19 protein-coding genes are annotated in these 19,117 nt (G+C 56.3%); 10 read left to right on the forward strand and 9 right to left on the reverse strand.

Annotated features, from left to right (window positions below):
* Nucleotides 1–56: 56 nt before the first annotated feature.
* Both SK62_RS19875 and SK62_RS19880 read right to left on the reverse strand, forming a co-directional pair.
* Nucleotides 57–1,259: an L-lactate MFS transporter gene (locus SK62_RS19875; RefSeq protein WP_015569982.1), complete on the reverse strand. Its 1,203-nt coding sequence runs from the start codon at nucleotides 1,257–1,259 to the stop codon at nucleotides 57–59.
* 238 nt (nucleotides 1,260–1,497) lie between these two features.
* Nucleotides 1,498–2,040 carry a hypothetical protein gene (locus SK62_RS19880; RefSeq protein WP_015569983.1) on the reverse strand — a complete coding sequence of 181 codons (543 nt, stop codon included), beginning with the start codon at nucleotides 2,038–2,040 and terminating at the stop codon, nucleotides 1,498–1,500.
* Between the two features lie 160 nt (nucleotides 2,041–2,200).
* Between SK62_RS19880 and tag the strand changes: the two genes are divergently transcribed.
* Nucleotides 2,201–2,782 (forward strand): DNA-3-methyladenine glycosylase I, encoded by a 582-nt coding sequence (tag, locus tag SK62_RS19885; RefSeq protein WP_017383572.1) that lies wholly within the window; start codon nucleotides 2,201–2,203, stop codon nucleotides 2,780–2,782.
* On the forward strand, nucleotides 2,760–3,200 hold the full coding sequence (locus SK62_RS19890; protein ID WP_015569985.1) for an N-acetyltransferase: 441 nt from the start codon (nucleotides 2,760–2,762) through the stop codon (nucleotides 3,198–3,200). Before tag ends, SK62_RS19890 begins: the two co-directional genes overlap by 23 nt.
* Here the strand turns inward: SK62_RS19890 and SK62_RS19895 are convergent.
* Nucleotides 3,169–5,538 (reverse strand): molybdopterin guanine dinucleotide-containing S/N-oxide reductase, encoded by a 2,370-nt coding sequence (locus tag SK62_RS19895; RefSeq protein ID WP_044488942.1) that lies wholly within the window; start codon nucleotides 5,536–5,538, stop codon nucleotides 3,169–3,171. The two genes, SK62_RS19890 and SK62_RS19895, sit on opposite strands and share 32 nt — an antisense overlap.
* Before the next feature lie 122 nt (nucleotides 5,539–5,660).
* Here SK62_RS19895 and SK62_RS19900 point away from each other — a divergent pair, with 122 nt between their 5' ends.
* From SK62_RS19900 to ghrB, 6 genes are all read left to right on the forward strand, one after another.
* On the forward strand, nucleotides 5,661–6,323 hold the full coding sequence (locus tag SK62_RS19900) for an OmpA family lipoprotein (RefSeq protein ID WP_045142459.1): 663 nt from the start codon (nucleotides 5,661–5,663) through the stop codon (nucleotides 6,321–6,323).
* A gap of 179 nt (nucleotides 6,324–6,502) precedes the next feature.
* On the forward strand, nucleotides 6,503–7,519 hold the full coding sequence (locus tag SK62_RS19905) for a LacI family DNA-binding transcriptional regulator (protein WP_015569988.1): 1,017 nt from the start codon (nucleotides 6,503–6,505) through the stop codon (nucleotides 7,517–7,519).
* A gap of 102 nt (nucleotides 7,520–7,621) precedes the next feature.
* Nucleotides 7,622–8,371: a sugar phosphate isomerase/epimerase family protein gene (locus SK62_RS19910; RefSeq protein ID WP_047718509.1), complete on the forward strand. Its 750-nt coding sequence runs from the start codon at nucleotides 7,622–7,624 to the stop codon at nucleotides 8,369–8,371.
* A 3-nt stretch (nucleotides 8,372–8,374) separates the two neighbouring features.
* Nucleotides 8,375–9,313 carry a sugar kinase gene (locus SK62_RS19915; RefSeq protein WP_017383575.1) on the forward strand — a complete coding sequence of 313 codons (939 nt, stop codon included), beginning with the start codon at nucleotides 8,375–8,377 and terminating at the stop codon, nucleotides 9,311–9,313.
* Between the two features lie 117 nt (nucleotides 9,314–9,430).
* Complete coding sequence (locus SK62_RS19920; RefSeq protein ID WP_017694735.1) at nucleotides 9,431–10,711, forward strand: MFS transporter; 1,281 nt, start codon at nucleotides 9,431–9,433, stop codon at nucleotides 10,709–10,711.
* A 27-nt stretch (nucleotides 10,712–10,738) separates the two neighbouring features.
* On the forward strand, nucleotides 10,739–11,713 hold the full coding sequence (gene ghrB / locus SK62_RS19925) for a glyoxylate/hydroxypyruvate reductase GhrB (protein ID WP_017694736.1): 975 nt from the start codon (nucleotides 10,739–10,741) through the stop codon (nucleotides 11,711–11,713).
* A 58-nt stretch (nucleotides 11,714–11,771) separates the two neighbouring features.
* Here ghrB and cspA read toward each other — a convergent pair whose 3' ends face one another.
* Both cspA and SK62_RS19935 read right to left on the reverse strand, forming a co-directional pair.
* Nucleotides 11,772–11,984 carry a transcription antiterminator/RNA stability regulator CspE gene (gene cspA, locus SK62_RS19930; RefSeq protein ID WP_003860775.1) on the reverse strand — a complete coding sequence of 71 codons (213 nt, stop codon included), beginning with the start codon at nucleotides 11,982–11,984 and terminating at the stop codon, nucleotides 11,772–11,774.
* A gap of 243 nt (nucleotides 11,985–12,227) precedes the next feature.
* Nucleotides 12,228–12,938, reverse strand: coding sequence for a DUF3053 domain-containing protein (locus SK62_RS19935; RefSeq protein WP_017383576.1), 711 nt, complete (start codon nucleotides 12,936–12,938; stop codon nucleotides 12,228–12,230).
* A 330-nt stretch (nucleotides 12,939–13,268) separates the two neighbouring features.
* Between SK62_RS19935 and SK62_RS19945 the strand changes: the two genes are divergently transcribed.
* Nucleotides 13,269–13,556, forward strand: coding sequence for an HTH-type transcriptional regulator (locus SK62_RS19945; RefSeq protein WP_003860776.1), 288 nt, complete (start codon nucleotides 13,269–13,271; stop codon nucleotides 13,554–13,556).
* Nucleotides 13,557–13,594: 38 nt separating this feature from the next.
* On the opposite strand, the gene SK62_RS19950 is transcribed toward SK62_RS19945, so the two are convergent.
* From SK62_RS19950 to ubiD, 3 genes are all read right to left on the reverse strand, one after another.
* On the reverse strand, nucleotides 13,595–15,214 hold the full coding sequence (locus tag SK62_RS19950; RefSeq protein WP_047718507.1) for an ABC-F family ATP-binding cassette domain-containing protein: 1,620 nt from the start codon (nucleotides 15,212–15,214) through the stop codon (nucleotides 13,595–13,597).
* Nucleotides 15,215–15,429: 215 nt separating this feature from the next.
* Nucleotides 15,430–16,131, reverse strand: a complete 702-nt coding sequence (gene fre / locus SK62_RS19955) for an NAD(P)H-flavin reductase (protein ID WP_003860778.1) — start codon at nucleotides 16,129–16,131, stop codon at nucleotides 15,430–15,432.
* Nucleotides 16,132–16,170: 39 nt separating this feature from the next.
* Nucleotides 16,171–17,667, reverse strand: a complete 1,497-nt coding sequence (gene ubiD, locus SK62_RS19960) for a 4-hydroxy-3-polyprenylbenzoate decarboxylase (RefSeq protein WP_032652159.1) — start codon at nucleotides 17,665–17,667, stop codon at nucleotides 16,171–16,173.
* Nucleotides 17,668–17,836: 169 nt separating this feature from the next.
* Between ubiD and rfaH the strand changes: the two genes are divergently transcribed.
* A complete protein-coding gene (gene rfaH, locus SK62_RS19965) occupies nucleotides 17,837–18,328 on the forward strand; it encodes a transcription/translation regulatory transformer protein RfaH (protein ID WP_003860779.1) in 492 nt (163 codons plus the stop codon).
* Here rfaH and tatD read toward each other — a convergent pair.
* Nucleotides 18,325–19,107, reverse strand: coding sequence for a 3'-5' ssDNA/RNA exonuclease TatD (gene tatD / locus SK62_RS19970; protein ID WP_017694739.1), 783 nt, complete (start codon nucleotides 19,105–19,107; stop codon nucleotides 18,325–18,327). The genes rfaH and tatD overlap by 4 nt on opposite strands.
* Between the last annotated feature and the right edge of the window lie 10 nt (nucleotides 19,108–19,117).

Consider the following 19,117-nt stretch of genomic DNA (forward strand, 5'->3'; position numbering starts at 1 on the left):
AGTCCGGAAGTGATATGGCGATAAAAAAAGAGGCCCTGCGGCCCCTTTTTATCGAATCATGCATGCGCTTCTTTATAGACCTCGCGTTGCGGCTGACGAATCGTGGTGGACAGCGCCAGTGAAATAATCAGCAAGGCAAATATCACGCAGAATGTCACGTAGAAGCCACCAAACAGCGAGGCAATCAGCGATCCGCAAATACTGCCGATACCGAAGCCGAGATAAATCACACCGTAGTTTTTCGCCAGATTGTTCAGGCCGAAGAACTCGCTCACCAGCGACGGGAAGACGGTAATGGTACCGCCAAAGTTAAAGGCTACGCAGGCTATCGCCGCAAAGAATGTCGCTTCGTTCAGCGGTGCAAACAGCAGCGCCGCCATGCCCACCAGAGAGATGACCTGCCCCAGCGTAATCACGCGGATGCGGGCGATTTTGTCAGACAGGATACCGAGCACCAGACGACCCGAGAGGTTAGCAATGGAGATGACCGTTACCGCGTTCGCCGCCGTCGCCGCGTCCAGTTTCACCATTCCCTGCGCGATATCTTTCGCCACGCCGATGACATACAGACCGCTCATGCAGGCCGTCAGGAACATCACCGCCAGCATCCAGTACTGCGGTTTACGCATGGACTGTGCAAGGGTGAAATCATTCTCCACCACACCGTTAACGGTTTTCACTTCCTGCTGCGGCGCGTCTTTCATCAGCGTTGCGCCGAAGAGGATCATCACCAGCACAATCACGCCCCAGATCATAAAGGTTTTCTCAAGCCCCACCGAGGCCAGCAGATGCGCATCGATGAATTTGAAGCCAAGGCTGCCCAGGCCATATGAACCAATGGCAAACGCGGAGATAAGCCCTTTACGCTCCGGGAACCACTTCACGCAGTTAGACAGCGTCAGCAGGTAACCTGCCCCGTCCGCCAGCCCCACCAGCACCCCGGCGCTCAGCCACAGCATCATCAGGTTGTCGGAATATGCCGTCAGGAAGAAGCCCACGCCCAGCAAGATCCCGGAGGCCATGGTTACACGCTTCACGCCGAAGCGCTCCTGAAGTTTGCCCGCCACGGAAGAGGAAATTGCTAACCCAAGACTCAGCAAGCCGAAGGAGAACGCCACCTGGCTTATCGGCGCGCCGATCTTATCAGACAGGGCGCTGTTAAACAGGCTCCAGGTATAGACCGATCCCAGTGCGAACTGGGTAACGATGGTGCCGAATAGCGTCAGCCAACGCGTGCGGTTATAAGTTGATGTGTTCATGGCAGTGTCCTGCAAGATAAATTAAGGAAATTCGCTGAGGACACGATAAACAAAACCCCATAACACCAGGGGTAAAACGGCATGAAATGCAGGAGAAACGGAATGAAATGCCTGGAAGCGGGAATGAATGACCTTGCCGGAGAAGAAAAAGCTCAAAGGTGAGCGATCACTATCGCTACAGTCCCTGCCGTTATTGTATTAAATATGTTACCGCAGCGTTTAAAAAAGTGACAACCCTTTAAAATTTGGCGCTCAATCCCAGCGTATATAAATATTCTTCTTCAGTTTGCTGGTTATAGCTGATCTTCGCCCAGGGGTGTAAATCACCATACTGCGTATCGACACGCCACCCCAATGAGTTCACGCTGGCATGCCAGAGTGGATCGGTAAGCGACTGCGTGGTGGTTGTATCCTCAAACGCATTCACTGGTGCGGAGGGAGCGCCATCAGTGCGCCACGCCATTACGGGCCCGGTGGTGAAATGTCCCGCCACGGGAAAATTCCAGCCAACGCTCAGAACGGTTTCCGCATCTGAACCGGATGGGTCGTTCAGGGTAAACCCCGCAGCATTCTGCGTGCGGTTAATACGCTCCGCGAGAATATCTTCATAACGAGGTTGGTGATCGGCGTCCCATGTATAGCGTTCCATCGTATTACTTTGAGCATCTGAAACGATATATTCCTGTTGCCACGCAAAAGCGGTGTTACAAAAAAGCAGGCAGACTGAAACACCCACCAGGCCAGAAGCAGCATGGCGACCACTGATTTTTTTTATCATCATCAAAGCGACTCCAGAAAGAGCCGAGTTCGGCGATATATGTCATTGTTCGAAGAGGTATTAGGGCGTATAGCCCTGTATTAACTATTGTCTCTTTAGCAGACACGTCAAGCCGGGCAGATTGAAATTTTTGCGTTTACCGTATCAGGAAGGGAGATGACCTATGCAACGTTGCGGCTGGGTAAGCCAGGATCAGCTTTATATCGATTATCACGACAAGGAATGGGGCGTACCGGAAACCGACGGTAAAAAACTGTTTGAAATGATTTGCCTTGAAGGCCAGCAGGCCGGACTGTCGTGGATCACCGTTCTGAAAAAGCGTGAGAACTATCGCAAAGCCTTCCACCAGTTCGATCCGGCTGCGGTTGCCGCCATGACCGACGACGACGTGGAAAGGCTGGTTCTGGATACCGGTATCATCCGCCATCGCGGTAAAATTCAGGCCATTATTGGTAACGCGCGTGCTTATCTGGCGATGGAGCAAAACGGCGAACCCTTCTCAGCATTCGTCTGGTCGTTTGTGGATAACGAGCCGAAGGTGACGCAGGCCGCCACGCTTGCAGAGATCCCAACGTCGACCCCCGCCTCAGATGCCCTGTCGAAAGCGCTGAAAAAACGCGGCTTTAAGTTTGTGGGCACCACCATCTGTTACTCCTTTATGCAGGCCTGCGGGCTGGTCAATGACCACATTACGGGCTGCTTCTGCCATCCGGAGGGCCACCATGATCCGCAAATGGCAAAGTGAGGACACCGCTCCGCTTTTGAGTCTGTGGCTGGAGAGCACCACCGAGGCGCATCCGTTTATCGACGCAAGTTACTGGCAAGCGAATGAAGCGGTAGTGCGGGATGAATACCTTCCCGCCGCCGAGACCTGGGTCTGGGAAGAAAACGGTACCCTGTGCGGTTTTATCAGCGTCATGCAGTTCCAGTTCGTGGGGGCGTTGTTTATCGCCCCGGCGTTCATCGGAAAGGGGATCGGGCGTGCGCTGCTGAACCACGTTCAGCAGCACTATCCGTATTTAACTCTGGAGGTGTATCAGAAAAACGTGCGGGCGGTGAATTTCTATCATGCTCAGGGTTTTCGCATCGAAGACAGCGCCTGGCAGGATGATACCCAACACCCGACGTGGATCATGAGCTGGCAGGCGGATCAAACGCCGTAAGGGTAAGCGCCGGCCCCTCATATTTCTCCACCCATGCCAGCGCCGTATTCCCCGCGCAGCCATTCCCCAGCTTCGAGCTGGGGAGATCTTTGGTCAGCACGTTTACGGCGCCGTTCTTACAAATACCGCCCTCGTCCAGCGCCAGATCCGGCCATGCGCCCTGATGAATGCAGAAAACGCCAGGGCGGATCCCGTCACTCACCACGGCGCCTGCCAGCACCTGCCCGCGCGCGTTCCAGACCCGAACGAGGTCGCCGTGGTTAATCCCCCGCGCCTTTGCGTCATCGCTGTTCAGCGCAATCGGCTCACGACCCGCCACCGCATACTGCTCGCGCAAAGCCGAATAGTTGAGCTGGCTGTGCAGACGATGGGCGGGATGGGCAGACAGCAGCTGAAGCTGCCCCGGCTGCGCATTGCCATGCCATTCGTCCGGCTCCAGCCACGCCGGATGTGGCGGACAGTCCGCGTAGCCAAAGCTGGCGATGCGTTCGCTGTAGATCACAATCTTCCCGCTTTCGGTTTTTAGCGGGTGATTCTCCGGATCGCGACGGAAGTCAGCAAAGCGCACAAACCGCGCATTCTGCTCGCTTTCCGGCATTTCGAAGAGTTGATTCGCCTCCCAGAACTCAGCGAATGGCGGCAGCGTCACGCCCTGCGCAGCCCCGCGCTGGCTGGCAATCTGGTAAAACGTTTCCAGCCATTGCAGATCGGTTTTGCCCTCGGTGAAACGCTCCCGACCGCCCGCTTCCCACATTTCACTCAGGTCGGCAAAGACATCAAAATCATCCCGCGCTTCATCCCGGGGAGCCACGACGCGCTTCATCGGCACCATATGCTGATTGCTGTAATCCCCCGTCATGGTGAGATCGTTACGCTCGAACGAGGTCGTGGCGGGCAAAACGATATCGGCATGTTTCGCTGACGCGGTCCAGAAGCACTCCGAGATCACCACCAGCTCCGGTTTCTGCCAGGCGCGGATCAGGCGGTTAGTATCCTGGTGATGGGTGAAGTTGGCCCCACCCGCCCACCAGACAAACTTAATATCCGGGAAATGCCGATCCTGGCCGTTGTGCTGATAAAACCCGCCTGGGTTCTCCAGGGCTTCAACAATGCGTGCCACCGGAATTTTATCTACCGCGTCCACGCCACCCTGCACTGAGCCCTGCATGGAGGCCAGCACCGCGGCTTTTCGCGTCGGGTTGCCGCCGTTAGCAAAGTGATAGGAAAGCCCAAAACCGCCGCCGGGTGTGCCAATCTGCCCGAGCATCGCGGCGAGCGTCACCAGCATCCAGTGCTTCTGCTCGCCAAACTGCTGGCGCTGCATCCCCCAGCCGGACATAAGCATCGTGACACGGCTATGGAATAACGTCGCCAGTTCGCGGATTTTAACGGCATCAACGCCACAAATCGCCGCAGCCCACTCTGCGGTTTTGGCGATACCGTCGGTTTGTCCCGTCAGGTAGTCGGCAAATTTATCGAAGCCCGTGGTGCAGCGCGCCAGAAATTCCGTATCGTGCCAGCCGTTCTCCACCAGGGTGTGGGCGATGCCCAGCATCATCGCCACGTCGGTGCCCATATGCGGCGCGATCCACTCGGCGCTGTCGCCGAAGAAATCCAGCGTTTCAGAACGCATCGGATCGATACAGATGATGCGCTTGCCGCTTTTGCGCAGCGCATCAAAGTAGGAAACGCCCTGCTCGTCGGACGCATTCCAGGCAATTTTCAGGGTATTGAGCGGGTTGGCGCTCCAGAGCACCACCACCTCCGCATGCTCCAGCACCAGCGGCCAGCTGGTCTGCTGCTGATAAACCTCATTCCCGCCCACGACATACGGCATGATTGCCTGCGCCGCGCCGGTCGAGTAATCGCCCAGATGGCCGGTGTATCCTCCGGCCAGGCTCATATAGCGTTGCAGCAGGGTTGCGGCCTTATGCAGCACGCCGTTCGAGCGCCAGCCATAGGAGCCGGCAAAAATGGACGACGGGCCATAGCTGTCGCGAATGCGTTTATGCTGGGTATGGATCAACGCCAGCGCGTCGTCCCAGCTCACGCGTACGAACTCATCCTGCCCACGAATACCCTGCGGCTTATCCGGTGACGCCAGAAAGCCTTTACGCACCATCGGCCAGCGGACGCGGGTTTTACTGTGTACCTGATCGCGAACGACGGTCTGTAAAGAGTTGAGATGGCGCGAAGGCAAAGCCCCGCGAGACGACAGCACAGTGTCGCCATCGGTTTCGACCAGCATCGGCCCCCAGTGGGCGGCGGTCAGAATGGTTTTTGTTGAGGTGCTCAAAGCGTGCGCTCCTGGTTGCGTGCAGGTGTTTCGGCCTTTCATTGAGGCAGTTTATCGTTTGTGACAAATTTCAGAGTTATACACTGAATTTTCTCCGTATCCGGACGTCATAATCCACTGCCACGTCCATCGTGGCAAAGAATAAAAAGGATTAAGGAAATAAGATGAAAAAACGCGTACTCGTTATTGCCGCTCTGGTGAGCGGCGCACTGGCTGTTTCAGGCTGCACAACCAACCCTTACACCGGTGAACGCGAAGCGGGCAAATCCGGCATTGGCGCGGGTATTGGTTCCCTGGTGGGCGCTGGCGTTGGCGTACTCTCCTCCTCCAAGAAAGATCGCGGCAAAGGTGCGCTGATTGGCGCAGCGGCAGGCGCAGCCCTGGGCGGCGGCGTGGGTTATTACATGGACGTGCAGGAAGCAAAACTGCGTGACAAAATGAAAGGTACGGGCGTGAGCGTGACGCGCAGCGGTGACAACATCATCCTGAACATGCCAAACAACGTGACCTTTGACAGCAGCAGCGCGACGCTGAAACCCGCAGGCGCAAACACCCTGACCGGCGTGGCCGCAGTGCTGAAAGAGTACAATAAAACTGCCGTGAACGTGATTGGCTACACCGACAGCACCGGCAGCCAGGATCTGAACATGCGTCTGTCCCAGCAGCGCGCCGATTCCGTGGCCAGCTCGCTGATCGCCCAGGGCGTAGAAGCGAACCGCATCCGCACCAGCGGCATGGGTCCGGCTAACCCGATCGCCAGCAACAGCACGGCGGAAGGCAAAGCGCAGAACCGCCGCGTTGAGATTACGTTAAGCCCGGTGCAGTAGTTAAAAGCAAAACGGCAACCCCGTTGCCGTTTTTAGTGTTTGCGCCCTCTCCCGTGGGAGAGGGTTGGGGTGAGGACATCAGACCGCAACCTCCGGTAAGCGCAGCGCCACCCGGTAAATTGCTTGATTCGCCAGATTTTCCCGCTAAGGTATTCTCACTAAATTCAGGGAAATCAGCGATGATCAAACCAACCCGGGCCACCATCAGCGACGTGGCGAAAGCCGCCAAAACCGGTAAAACCAGCATTTCACGCTACCTCAACGGCGAGAAACACCTGCTTTCCGATGCGCTGCTGGCACGAATCGAACAGGCCATTGCCGATCTCGACTACCGTCCCAGCCTGATGGCGCGCGGCCTCAAGCGGGGCCGCACCCGTCTGATTGGCCTCATCATCGCCGATATCACCAACCCCTATTCCGTTAACGTCCTCAGCGGCATCGAAGCGGCGTGCCGTGAGAAAGGCTTTACCCCGCTGGTCTGTAACACCAATAACGAGGTTGATCAGGAGCTGCATTACCTCGATCTGCTGCGCAGCTATCAGGTGGAAGGGATTGTGGTGAATGCCGTCGGGATGCGAGAAGAGGGGCTAAATCGCCTGCAACAATCCTCTCTGCCAATGGTGCTTATTGACCGAAAAATCCCGGAATTTGCCTGCGATGTGGTCGGGCTGGATAACACCCAGGCGGCCACCACCGCCACTGAGCACCTGATTGAACAGGGCTTCGAAGCCATTTTATTCCTGAGCGAACCGCTGGGCATGGTTAACACCCGCCGCGACCGCCTGGCTGCATTTCGTGCCACGCTGGCGCGATATCCCGGCGTGATCGCCGAGAATGCCGAAATCCCCCTGCATGAAGCCGGGCAGCTGGATAATACCCTGCGCCAGTTCCATACCCGCCATCGGGGAATGCGCAAAGCGGTGATCTCCGCGAACGGGGCGCTGACGCTTCAGGTTGCCCGCTCGCTTAAACGCATTGGCCTGCACTGGGGCAGCGACATCGGCTTACTCGGCTTTGATGAACTGGAGTGGGCAGAACTTGCTGGCGTAGGCATCACCACCCTCAAACAACCCACCTGGCAGATCGGCTATGCCGCAGTTGAACAAGTGGTTCGCCGCATTGAAGGCACCCGCGACGCCGTACGCGAGCAGGTTTTTTCCGGCGAGCTGATCGTTCGCGGCTCTACTGCCCGTTAATTTCCCCTTCGTGACAGCGATCATAAATTCAGCATCCCGATCTTTTCTTTGGAACCGGTTCCATCTAGCGTAATACTATCGATTACGCTCTGGAGTCAGGAAATGAGCAGGAAAATTATGGTGGTCACCGCCGCGTATGGCGCGGACCAGGTGCGACAGGCAGGCGGTCAACGGGCGATGCTTCCCGTTATTGCCGGCGCAGGAGCTGATGGCGTTGAAATCCGCCGCGAGCTCTTCAGCAACGACGAGTTAATGGCCCTGCCTGCGCTCGGCGAGTCCATTGAACTGCTGGGTTTACTGGCGTGCTACTCCGCCCCGGCCCCCCTGTTTATGCCCGATGGCACCCTCAACACGGATCTCCCGCGCTACCTTAGCGAAGCCAGCGCCCTGAACGCGCTGTGGCTTAAAGTCTCGCTGGGTCATTTCAGCGACAAACAGCCGCTTGAAGCCCTGCGCGCACTGCTGGATGAAAGCGGCATGACGCTGGTGGTGGAAAACGACCAGACCGACTGCGGGCAGCTCGCGCCGATGCAGCGTTTCAAAGCCGCCTGCCGGGTAATGGCGCTGCCGGTCACGCTGACGTTCGATATGGGCAACTGGCTGTGGGTTGGCGACTCCCCGGAAGAGGCTGCACGTCAGCTGGCTCCCGCCGTGAGCTATATTCATGTTAAGGCCGCGGTCCCACATAAGGCGCAGTTCCGCGCCGTCGCGCCGGATCAGGCCGATTCTCGCTGGCGGGATCTGCTTAATCAGCTCCCTGCCGATGCGCCACGCGGTATCGAATTTCCGCTGGAAGGGACGGATCTCACCGCCGTCACCCGCCATTACGTCAACCTGCTGCGCGAGGAGTAAACCATGCACAAGACGCTGGATGTCATCACCATTGGCGAGGCCATGGCGATGTTTGTCGCCACCGAAACGGGCGAGCTGAGCGCAGTGGAGCACTTCATTAAACGCGTGGCAGGTGCCGAGCTGAATGTTGCTACCGGCCTTGCGCGTCTGGGGCTGAATGTCGGCTGGGTAAGCCGCGTGGGAAATGACAGCTTTGGCCATTTTGTTCTCGACTCGCTGAAAAAAGAGGGTATTGATGCCGCAGGCGTGACCCTCGACGGACGCTTTGCGACGGGCTTTCAGCTGAAATCTAAAGTTGAAAATGGAACCGATCCCATCGTGGAGTATTTCCGCAAAGGCTCAGCGGCAAGCCATCTCTCCGTGGATGATTATCACGCCGCGTATTTCTCCTCCGCGCGCCACCTGCACCTGAGCGGCGTGGCGGCGGCGCTCTCGGCCAGCTCGTACGATTTACTGGATCATGCGGCTTCGGCAATGAAAGCGCAGGGCAAAACCATCTCCTTTGATCCGAACCTGCGCCCGGTGCTGTGGAAAAGCGAAGCGGAGATGGCTGAGAAACTCAACCGACTGGCGTTTCAGGCGGACTGGGTTCTGCCTGGCATAAAAGAGGGAATGATCCTTACTGGCGAAAGCACGCCCGAAGGCATTGCTGATTTTTACCTCAACAGAGGGGTAAAAGCCGTGGTGCTCAAAACCGGTGCCGACGGCGCATGGTTCAAAACTGCCGACGGTGAGCAAGGCGCTGTCGCTGCGGTAAAAGTCGACAACGTGGTCGATACCGTGGGCGCGGGCGATGGGTTTGCCGTCGGGGTCATCAGCGCTCTGCTGGAGGGCAAACCGCTGTCGCAGGCCGTGGCGCGAGGCAACAAAATTGGTTCGCTGGCGATTCAGGTGCAGGGCGACAGCGAAGGATTACCAACACGAGCAGAGCTCGGCGTCTAAATTCCCTCTCCCTGTGGGAGAGGGCCTGGGTGAGGGCAGCAATCCGCACCAGATAATTAAGCCACCGTGTACCCTACAGACAACGGCGGCAACAACCTCAACAACAGAGGCAAGCCTATGAACAGTTCGACCAATGCAGTAAAACGCTGGTGGTACATCATGCCAATCGTGTTTATCACGTACAGCCTGGCGTACCTGGATCGTGCCAACTTCAGTTTCGCATCCGCCGCCGGGATCAACGAAGACCTCGGGATCACCAAAGGGGTCTCCTCCCTGCTGGGTGCCCTCTTCTTCCTGGGTTATTTCTTCTTCCAGATCCCCGGCGCGATTTACGCTGAACGCCGCAGCGTGCGAAAGCTCATTTTCATCTGCCTGATCTTATGGGGTGCCTGTGCGTCGCTTACTGGCGTGGTGAATAACATTCCTGCTCTGGCGGCTATTCGCTTTATTCTCGGCGTGGTTGAGGCGGCTGTCATGCCAGCAATGCTGATTTACATCAGCAACTGGTTCACAAAATCTGAGCGTTCACGTGCTAATACGTTCCTGATACTCGGTAACCCGGTCACCGTGTTGTGGATGTCGGTGGTTTCCGGCTACCTGATTCAGTCCTTCGGCTGGCGCGAGATGTTCATCATCGAAGGGGTTCCCGCGATTATCTGGGCCTTCTGCTGGTGGGTGCTGGTGAAAGATAAGCCAGCCCAGGCAAAATGGCTTTCTGAGGACGAAAAAGCCGCGCTCCAGGCGCAGCTGGATAAAGAGCAGCAGGGGCTGAAAGCGGTGCGTAACTACGGTGAAGCCTTCCGCTCCCGGAACGTTATTCTGCTGTGCGCACAGTATTTTACCTGGAGTATTGGCGTGTACGGCTTTGTGCTGTGGCTGCCGTCGATTATCCGCAGCGGCGGTGAAAACCTTGGCATGGTGGAAGTGGGCTGGCTGTCATCCGTGCCTTACCTGGCTGCGACCATCGCGATGATTATCGTCTCCTGGGCATCGGACAAGCTGCAAAACCGTAAGCTGTTCGTCTGGCCACTGCTGCTGATCGCTGCTTTTGCCTTCATTGGCTCCTGGGCCGTAGGCGCAAACCACTTCTGGGTCTCGTACACTCTGCTGGTGATTGCGGGTGCGGCCATGTATGCCCCGTATGGTCCGTTCTTTGCCATCATCCCGGAAATGCTGCCGCGTAACGTCGCAGGGGGCGCGATGGCGTTGATCAACAGTATGGGTGCGCTGGGTTCGTTCTTTGGCTCGTGGTTTGTGGGCTATCTGAACGGCGCCACCGGCAGCCCGTCGGCCTCTTACATCTTTATGGGGGTGGCGCTTTTTGCCTCGGTATGGCTTACTCTGATTGTTAAGCCTGCTAATAATCAACAGCTACCCGTCGGCGCACGCCACGCCTGAATCCTTTTAAAATCAACGGAGATTAGCATGAAGCCGTCCGTCATTTTGTACAAAGCACTGCCTGAAGATCTGCAAAAACGCCTGGAGGAACACTTTACCGTTACCCGGGTAAAGAACCTCAGCCCGGAAACCGTGGCACAGCACGCCGACGCGTTTGCCAGCGCCGAGGGCCTGCTGGGTTCGAGCGAAAAGGTGGATGCAGCGCTGCTGGAGAAAATGCCGAAGCTTCGTGCTACCTCAACCGTTTCGGTGGGATACGACAATTTCGACGTGGATGCGCTAAACGCGCGCAACATCCTGCTGATGCACACGCCGCATGCCCTGACGGAAACCGTCGCCGACACGCTGATGGCGCTGGTGCTCAGCACCGCCCGTCGCGTGGTGGAAGTGGCCGAGCGCGTGAAAGCGGGCGAATGGACGAAAAGCATTGGCCCGGACTGGTTCGGCGTGGACGTTCATGGCAAAACGCTGGGGATTGTTGGGATGGGCCGTATCGGACTGGCGCTGGCACAGCGCGCGCATTTTGGCTTCAACATGCCCATCCTGTATAACGCACGCCGTCACCACAGTGAAGCTGAAGAACGTTTCAATGCCCGCTATTGCGAGCTTGATACGCTGTTGCGGGAAGCCGACTTTGTCTGCCTGATCCTGCCGCTGACGGATGAAACGCGTCATCTCATCGGCAAAGCGGCGTTTGAAAAGATGAAGAAATCGGCCATTTTCATCAACGCGGGTCGTGGTCCGGTGGTCGATGAGAAGGCGCTGATTGAGGCACTGCAAAACGGTGAGATCCACGCCGCCGGTCTGGACGTGTTTGAACAGGAGCCGCTGCCGGTGGATTCTCCGCTACTGACCATGCCGAACGTCGTCGCCCTGCCCCACATCGGCTCTGCCACTCATGAAACACGCTACAATATGGCGGCGACCGCAGTGGATAATCTGATTGCCGCGCTTGGCGGTAAAGTGGATAAGAACTGCGTTAACCCACAGATACAGCAGTAGAAACGAAAAAACCCGCCAGAAGGCGGGTTTTTGAATTTTGTGCTACTGGGCTGGAAGCTTACAGGCTTACAACGTTACCAGCTGCTGGGCCTTTAGCGCCGCTTTCGATGGTGAAGGAAACTTTCTGACCTTCATCCAGAGATTTGTAGCCATCGTTCTGGATAGCAGAGAAGTGTACGAACACGTCTTTAGAGCCATCGTCAGGAGTGATGAAGCCGAAACCTTTATCAGCGTTGAACCATTTTACCAGACCAGTCATTTTAGCAGACATAGAAATTACCTTATTAAAAATATATTGTGCCTTCCGGCTTGATGGATTGCGTTACAGATTTTTAAGCGATGAAGGAAGGGTCACTACGAAGGGTATCTATGGATAACAATCTGGACTGCTTTACTAAACTGCTTTAGGTCTGTGTAACAAACCGACGAACATAGTTATACCGATGTGGTAGATGAATGACAAGCGTTATTTTCATCAAGCATAAAAAAAACCCCGCCGAAGCGGGGGTTTTTCTTATTCCGTAGCAGCGACCGCTGCGCTCCAGGCCTGGCTGAAGGCCTGATGCTGGGACGCGAGCGGCCCGATCAGCGCGTTGTACTGGCTCGCCTGCTGGGAGGTCGGGAACTGGATACCGTTAGAGACGAAGCTCACCTGCGTACCTTGTTCACTGATAAAGTCACCCACCTGAACCAGCTGCTGAGTAAAGACCTGCGCCGCCGGGATCAGCGGTTGCAAGGCGTTTGACGGCTTGGTCACGACTTTCTCATACACCTGGTCATAGACCGGTTTGAGATCCTCGCCCTGCTTCAACGCGGAACGCGACGCATCAGCCTGCATTTTGGCATTTTGCAGCTGCTGGCTCAGTACCCCAAGCGCGCCATTTGACTGGCGCAGCGGTTCGCGCTGGGTCATATAATCCTGTGGAACGCGGATGGCATTCACGCTATCCACTACCGGGCGAATACCGGAATCCATCGCCTGGCTTACCTGCTGTGAATAGCCATACAGAATGGCGTAATCCGACACGAATGGACCAAACTGTTTTTTCTGATCCGCAGTCAGCGTTGGTAAACGCTCGCCGCTACGCATCACTGTATTCTGTAGAAAATCGATAAACGCTTTGCGCTGATCGCCTTCTTTATCGAAACACCCACTCAGGCTAACAACCATCAACAACGCCGCAATAGGCGCAAACCAGCGAGAGCAGGACTTTCCTGTCGCCATTTTATTACTCCTTTCACCCAAAAAGCGCACACCGGCACACGCGTGCCCAACGCTGACAAGGATAGTCCAGGTCAGCCTTGCAAGATAGAGTTTTCATGCAAAACGGGTATTCCCGTTTTTGTACTGACTATTTACAAAAAAATACCTGTGCATCCCTACATATGACTAATCAGGTAATTAGCATAACTATCCATATAGCTGAAACGCGTAAAGCGATCGTTATCGCACAATTAATCACAGCCGTGACGATCCTGTGTCTGGTTTAGGGACTATTCTTAACAGGCTCTCTGATGTTCATGATCCCGATGTGTGATTTATGAGGAGTTCTCAATGGAATTAAAAGATCCTGAGTTTGAGCTGCTGAGCAGCCTGGAACAGATTATTTTTAAAGATGTACCGCCGACGGTTACCCTGAATCAAAAGTCCAATCCTTTTAGTGAATTTGAGCGTTTACGCAAAGGATCGGGCCTGAAAACAGATGAATTCGCAAGAGCGATGGGTGTCAGCGTAGCGATGGTGCTGGAGTGGGAGTCAAAACGTGAAAAACCAACCCCAGCCGAGCTAAAGCTGATGCGCCTGATCCAGGCAAACCCTGACCTTCGCAAGCAGTTAGCCTGATAAAGTTTGTTCGCCCCCGCCCTTGCGGGGGCTTGTGTTTACAGGCTTTCACATCGCCATCCCGTCTCTTCCCACACCAGTTCATGCGTCAGCTTCAGCCCTGCCAGAAAGGCTTCATCATGCGACACCACCAGCAGCGCGCCGGGGTAATCGGCTAAGGCCGCTTCTATGGCCTGAACAGAGGCCAGATCAAGATGGTTGGTCGGCTCATCCAGAAGCAGCAGTTGCGTTGCCGCTTCACGCCACAATACGCAGGCCAGCGCGGCCTTCAGGCGCTCGCCGCCACTCAGTTCGGCCAGTGGAAGGGTCACTTTCTCTGCGCCCAGCTGAAGCTGCGCTAAACGGGTACGCAACGCCCCCTCTTCGAGCGGCGTATTGCCGAGGCTAAGGTGTGTCATCACCGACTGCGACAGATCCAGCCGGGAAAGATGCTGATCGAGATACGCACACCTGACAGAGACCTTACAGGTTCCCGTAACAGGGGCGGTTTCGCCCAACATCACTTTCAACAGCGTGGATTTTCCACAGCCGTTCGGCCCGCGTAGCGCCACGCGCAACGGGCCATCCATTCGCCAGTTTATCGGGGAGACAGGCACGTGCGGAACCACCAGTTCTTCCAGCACCAGCACCTGTTTTCCTTCCGGGATTTCACTGCCCGGCAGGGTAAACATCACCGCGTTCTCCTCTTCAACCCGCTCGCGTGCCTGGTTGACCGCAGCGTTCAGAGCATGATTTTGATCGCTATGCTGTTTTTTCCAGGAACCAATACGCTCTTTCGCCGCCCCTTTGTATTTGACCCGTTCAAACGAGGCGATGTTAAGGCTGTCGACCGTGCGAAGCGTTTTGGCTGAACGCCGCAGGCTGTCGTCATGCTCTTTATGCATACGGGCGCGGGTACGCTTGCGTTCGGTGGCAGCATGCTCCAGCGCGGCGCGGGCAGCCAGCTGCTCAGCATCACGCTGGGTTCGATAGCCAGCATAATTCCCACCGTAGCTGCGCAGGCCCAATGCGCTCAGTTCAAGGATACGCGATACCTGGGCCAGCAACTCACGGTCGTGGGAGGCCACCAGCACCCCGCCCTGATACCGGGAAAGCTGCTCGTAGAACCACACGCGGCCTTGCCTGTCGAGGTGGTTGGTCGGTTCGTCCAGCAGCAGGTAGTCAGCATCCGCGGTGAATGCGCTGCACAGCAAGGCACGAATGCGCTCACCGCCACTCAGCTCTGCCACGCGTTTATTCGGGTCAAAAGGGGGAAGTTTTGCAGCAATAAAAGCCTGGCTCAGCCGTTCAGCCAGATCCCAGTAACCGTCGAGCGTGTCGAGATCGTCGGGTTCATAATGACCGCTGTCGATGCGCGTGCGCGCCGCAAAGATCGCGTCGTAACCAAGCAACCCGGCAAGCGTGGTATCCGCAGAAATATCCTGCTGCTGCGCCACATAGACGTGTGTACCAAAGCGCTCAATATGACCGCTGGCGGGTTCATCAACCCCTGCCAGCAGCCGCAAAAGGCGTGTTTTACCGCTGCCGTTGCGGCCAACCAGCGCGCACACTGACGCATCCAGGGAAAGATTCAGTGGACCAAAAAGGATATCGCCCGTCGCAAACTGACAGGTGACCTGATGCAAAATAAAAGAGGGGGACTGCGCAAAATGAGCCATAAGCACTCCTGAATGAAATCAAAACATCCCCTGCCGACGCGGTGCGTTGAGCAAGGATCGAAATTCATCAGTCGTGTTTGTTCATTTTTGGGGGCGCTCCTGAGGGCGAAATTTAACGGGAACAAGAATAACGGCAATGCGCCGCCCATTTCAAGGTTAAATTTTCACCAGGCTATTGCCCGAGCGTAAAAAACCCGCCGAAGCGGGTCTCTCAATCAGATAAACGCAAACGCATCGCCAAACAGACGATCTTCCCGCGCGTCACGCTCGTTGCAGAACAGGTCGCGGGCAATTTTTGCCATTTCAAAGCGACCGGCAATATAGATATCGTGCCCGGCCAGCGTCCCATGATCCTGCAATACCGCAGTCAGCACCGTACCGCTGCGCCCGCGCCAGCCCTCTTCAGGCTGCTCGACAACCGGCTCGATGCGCAGGTTTGGATGATTTACGCTCAGCGCTTCCAGCTCAGACAGATCGTAAAGATGCTTCTCTTCACGGCCGCCCCAGTAGATGGTGATATCGCGATTCGGGTTGCGCGCCAGCGCGGTCAGCAGAATAGAGCGGACATAAGAGAAGCCCGTGCCACCGGCAATCAGGATCAGCGGACGGTCTTCGTCTTCACGCAGCCAGGCCTCGCCATGAGGAATATCGACCACGATTTCACGCTCTTTCAGGATGCGGTCCATCACGGCCATCGCGTACAGGTTAAGCTCAGACGCACCAATATGCAGCTCAATAAATTCCTTCTCTGCTGGCGTTGAGGCCATAGAGAAAGGACGCTTATCACGCTCGTCCATCACGACCATCAGGTACTGACCGGCACGGAATGAGAAGGCCGCTTCAGGAACCAAACGGACGCGATATACGGTGTCGGTAATAGCATCTACCGACGTCACTTTACAGCTTAAGGTTGTCATTCGCTCTCTCTGTCGGGAAGTCTATAGGGCTAAACGGTCTTATTCTGCCTTACCGTTATTCATTATGGCCAGCTCGTCCCAGATCGCGTCAATTCGCGCGGTCACGGCAGGATCTTTTTCGATCGGGCGACCCCATTCACGGTCGGTTTCGCCAGGCCATTTATTCGTGGCATCCAGTCCCATTTTTGAGCCAAGTCCGGAAACCGGCGAGGCAAAGTCCAGATAATCAATCGGCGTGTTTTCCACTAACACCGTATCACGCGCCGGATCCATACGCGTGGTGATGGCCCAGATGACGTCATTCCAGTCGCGGGCATTGACGTCATCATCGCAGACAATCACAAACTTGGTATACATAAACTGGCGCAGGAAAGACCATACGCCCATCATCACGCGCTTAGCGTGACCGGCATACTGCTTCTTCATCGTCACCACCGCCAGGCGATACGAACACCCTTCCGGCGGCAGATAAAAATCAACGATTTCCGGGAACTGCTTTTGCAGGATCGGCACAAACACTTCGTTCAGCGCCACGCCAAGCACCGCCGGTTCGTCGGGTGGACGGCCGGTATAGGTGGAGTGATAGATGGCATCTTCACGCTGGGTAATGTGGGTGACGGTGAACACCGGGAAGTTATCCACTTCGTTGTAATAGCCGGTGTGGTCGCCGTACGGCCCTTCGGGCGCCAGCTCGCCCTGTTCAATGTAACCTTCCAGCACAATCTCTGCGCTGGCCGGCACTTCCAGGTCACTGGAGATGCACTTCACCACTTCGGTTTTGGTGCCGCGCAGCAGCCCTGCAAAGGCATATTCAGACAGCGTATCAGGAACAGGCGTCACCGCGCCCAGAATGGTTGCCGGATCGGCACCCAGCGCGACTGAAACCGGGAAGCGTTCGCCCGGATGGGCCGCGCACCACTCCTGGAAATCCAGCGCCCCGCCGCGATGGGACAACCAGCGCATGATGAGCTTGTTTTTGCCAATCAGCTGCTGGCGGTAAATGCCGAGGTTTTGACGCTCTTTATGCGGCCCACGCGTCACGGTGAGGCCCCAGGTGATCAGCGGTGCGGCATCGTCAGGCCAGCACTGCATGATGGGAATTTTGGTCAGATCCACCGCATCGCCTTCCAGCACTTTTTGCTGGCACGGCGCACCGCGCAGGCGTTTGGTGGGCATGTTCAGCACCTGCTTAAACTGCGGCAGCTTGTCGAACAAGTCGCGGAACCCTTTTGGCGGCTCCGGCTCTTTAAGAAAGGCCAGCAGTTTGCCCACTTCACGTAATGCCGTGACATCTTCCTGTCCCATCCCCAGCGCCACGCGGCGAGGTGTGCCAAACAGGTTGCACAGCACCGGCATGGCGTAGCCTTTTGGGTTTTCAAACAGCAACGCCGGGCCGCCCGCGCGCAGGGTTCGGTCAGCGATTTCTGTCATTTCCAGATACGGATCAACAGGAAGCGTAATGCGTTTGAGTTCGCCCTGCTTTTCCAGCAGCGCCAGGAAGTCGCGTAGATCGTGGTATTTCATGCAGTTAATCATGGCCTCTCTGTAAGCGCTTCATTATACGGCGTAAGACCGCGTGATGCTGTAATTTTGTTAAATTAGCGTGAACTTCCACGACTTACTCTCTTTTTCGCCATTATAATCACCTTAGCGATCCCGCCAGGGTTTTGGTATGCTTGCGCCCCGAACAATGGGAAGAGTGATTATGCAGGCCTGGTATTTACTGTATTGCAAACGCGGGCAACTTCAGCGCGCGCAGGAACATCTTGAACGTCAGTCTGTTAACTGCCTGACACCCGTGATCACGCTTGAAAAAATGCAGCGTGGAAGACGCACGACCGTCAGTGAGCCTCTGTTCCCGAACTATCTGTTCGTCGAGTTCGACCCCGAAGTGATCCACACCACGACGATCAGCGCCACGCGCGGCGTCAGCCATTTTGTGCGTTTTGGCGCCCATCCGGCAAGAGTACCGTCATCGGTTATTCATCAGCTTTCTGTCTACCAGCAGCCTGAAGATATTACCGATCCGGAAACCCCTTATGCCGGCGACAGCGTGGTGATCACCGAAGGCGCCTTTGAAGGGTTACAGGCCATCTTCGCTGAGCCGGACGGTGAAGCGCGCTCCATGCTGCTGCTCAACCTGCTGAACAAAGAGGTGTTGCAGAGCGTTAAAAACACCGATTTCCGCAAAGTTTAGAACTGCACGCCGAACAGACGACGCACGTTATCATCGGTTTGTGCTGCCAGCCACTGGGCATCTTCTCCGCGCCAGTGCGCCACTCGCTCAGCAATATGCCCCAGGTAGGCCGGTTCATTACGTCGTGATGGCGGTTTGGGCTGCATATCCCGGGGCAACAGATACGGCGCATCCGTTTCCAGCAGCAAACGATCGGCCGGGATAACGGGTAACAGCTCACGCAGTTCCAGCCCACGACGCTCATCGCAGACCCAGCCCGTGATACCCAAATACAGCCCGCGGTTCAGGCAATCCAGCGCTTCCTGACGGGAGCCCGTAAAGCAGTGCAACACCGCGCCCGGCAGTTTCTCCAGCCAGGGTTCCAGTAGCGCCATAAAACGTTCATGCGCATCGCGACAGTGCATAAACACCGGCATCTCCAGCTCTGCTGCCAGCGCGAGCTGGGCGGTAAATGCCTTCTCCTGCTCTTCAGGTGTCGAGAAGTTACGGTTGAAATCAAGCCCGCATTCGCCAATGGCAACCACTTCTGGCGTTTGTGCCAGACGATGAAGCGCCTCAGCGCTTTCATGCGTCCACTGGCTGCTGTCATGAGGATGCACGCCTGCGGTGGACCAGCAGTGTTGATAGCGTTGCGCCAGCTGCCGTGCCTGCTCACTCTCATGCAGATTCGTTCCCGTCAGTAGCAGCCCACCCACGCCGGCGGCAAAGGCGCGCGCCACCACCTCATCGTGGTCTTTCGCAAACTGGGCGCTGGTGAGGTTAAGCCCGATATCAAACATACGTATCCCC

Origin of the sequence: Enterobacter sp. BIDMC109 (genome assembly GCF_001037885.1) — a bacterium.
GTDB classification, from domain to species: Bacteria; Pseudomonadota; Gammaproteobacteria; order Enterobacterales; family Enterobacteriaceae; genus Enterobacter; species Enterobacter hormaechei_C.

Bases quoted from the DNA above. Each gene is read 5' to 3' on its own strand.
- SK62_RS19875 (WP_015569982.1), bottom strand. From the start codon at position 1,259: ATGAACACATCAACTTATAACCGCACGCGTTGGCTGACGCTATTCGGC.
- SK62_RS19880 (WP_015569983.1), bottom strand. From the start codon at position 2,040: ATGATGATAAAAAAAATCAGTGGTCGCCATGCTGCTTCTGGCCTGGTG.
- tag (WP_017383572.1), top strand. From the start codon at position 2,201: ATGCAACGTTGCGGCTGGGTAAGCCAGGATCAGCTTTATATCGATTAT.
- SK62_RS19890 (WP_015569985.1), top strand. From the start codon at position 2,760: ATGATCCGCAAATGGCAAAGTGAGGACACCGCTCCGCTTTTGAGTCTG.
- SK62_RS19895 (WP_044488942.1), bottom strand. From the start codon at position 5,538: ATGAAAGGCCGAAACACCTGCACGCAACCAGGAGCGCACGCTTTGAGC.
- SK62_RS19900 (WP_045142459.1), top strand. From the start codon at position 5,661: ATGAAAAAACGCGTACTCGTTATTGCCGCTCTGGTGAGCGGCGCACTG.
- SK62_RS19905 (WP_015569988.1), top strand. From the start codon at position 6,503: ATGATCAAACCAACCCGGGCCACCATCAGCGACGTGGCGAAAGCCGCC.
- SK62_RS19910 (WP_047718509.1), top strand. From the start codon at position 7,622: ATGAGCAGGAAAATTATGGTGGTCACCGCCGCGTATGGCGCGGACCAG.
- SK62_RS19915 (WP_017383575.1), top strand. From the start codon at position 8,375: ATGCACAAGACGCTGGATGTCATCACCATTGGCGAGGCCATGGCGATG.
- SK62_RS19920 (WP_017694735.1), top strand. From the start codon at position 9,431: ATGAACAGTTCGACCAATGCAGTAAAACGCTGGTGGTACATCATGCCA.
- ghrB (WP_017694736.1), top strand. From the start codon at position 10,739: ATGAAGCCGTCCGTCATTTTGTACAAAGCACTGCCTGAAGATCTGCAA.
- cspA (WP_003860775.1), bottom strand. From the start codon at position 11,984: ATGTCTGCTAAAATGACTGGTCTGGTAAAATGGTTCAACGCTGATAAA.
- SK62_RS19935 (WP_017383576.1), bottom strand. From the start codon at position 12,938: ATGGCGACAGGAAAGTCCTGCTCTCGCTGGTTTGCGCCTATTGCGGCG.
- SK62_RS19945 (WP_003860776.1), top strand. From the start codon at position 13,269: ATGGAATTAAAAGATCCTGAGTTTGAGCTGCTGAGCAGCCTGGAACAG.
- SK62_RS19950 (WP_047718507.1), bottom strand. From the start codon at position 15,214: ATGGCTCATTTTGCGCAGTCCCCCTCTTTTATTTTGCATCAGGTCACC.
- fre (WP_003860778.1), bottom strand. From the start codon at position 16,131: ATGACAACCTTAAGCTGTAAAGTGACGTCGGTAGATGCTATTACCGAC.
- ubiD (WP_032652159.1), bottom strand. From the start codon at position 17,667: ATGATTAACTGCATGAAATACCACGATCTACGCGACTTCCTGGCGCTG.
- rfaH (WP_003860779.1), top strand. From the start codon at position 17,837: ATGCAGGCCTGGTATTTACTGTATTGCAAACGCGGGCAACTTCAGCGC.
- tatD (WP_017694739.1), bottom strand. From the start codon at position 19,107: ATGTTTGATATCGGGCTTAACCTCACCAGCGCCCAGTTTGCGAAAGAC.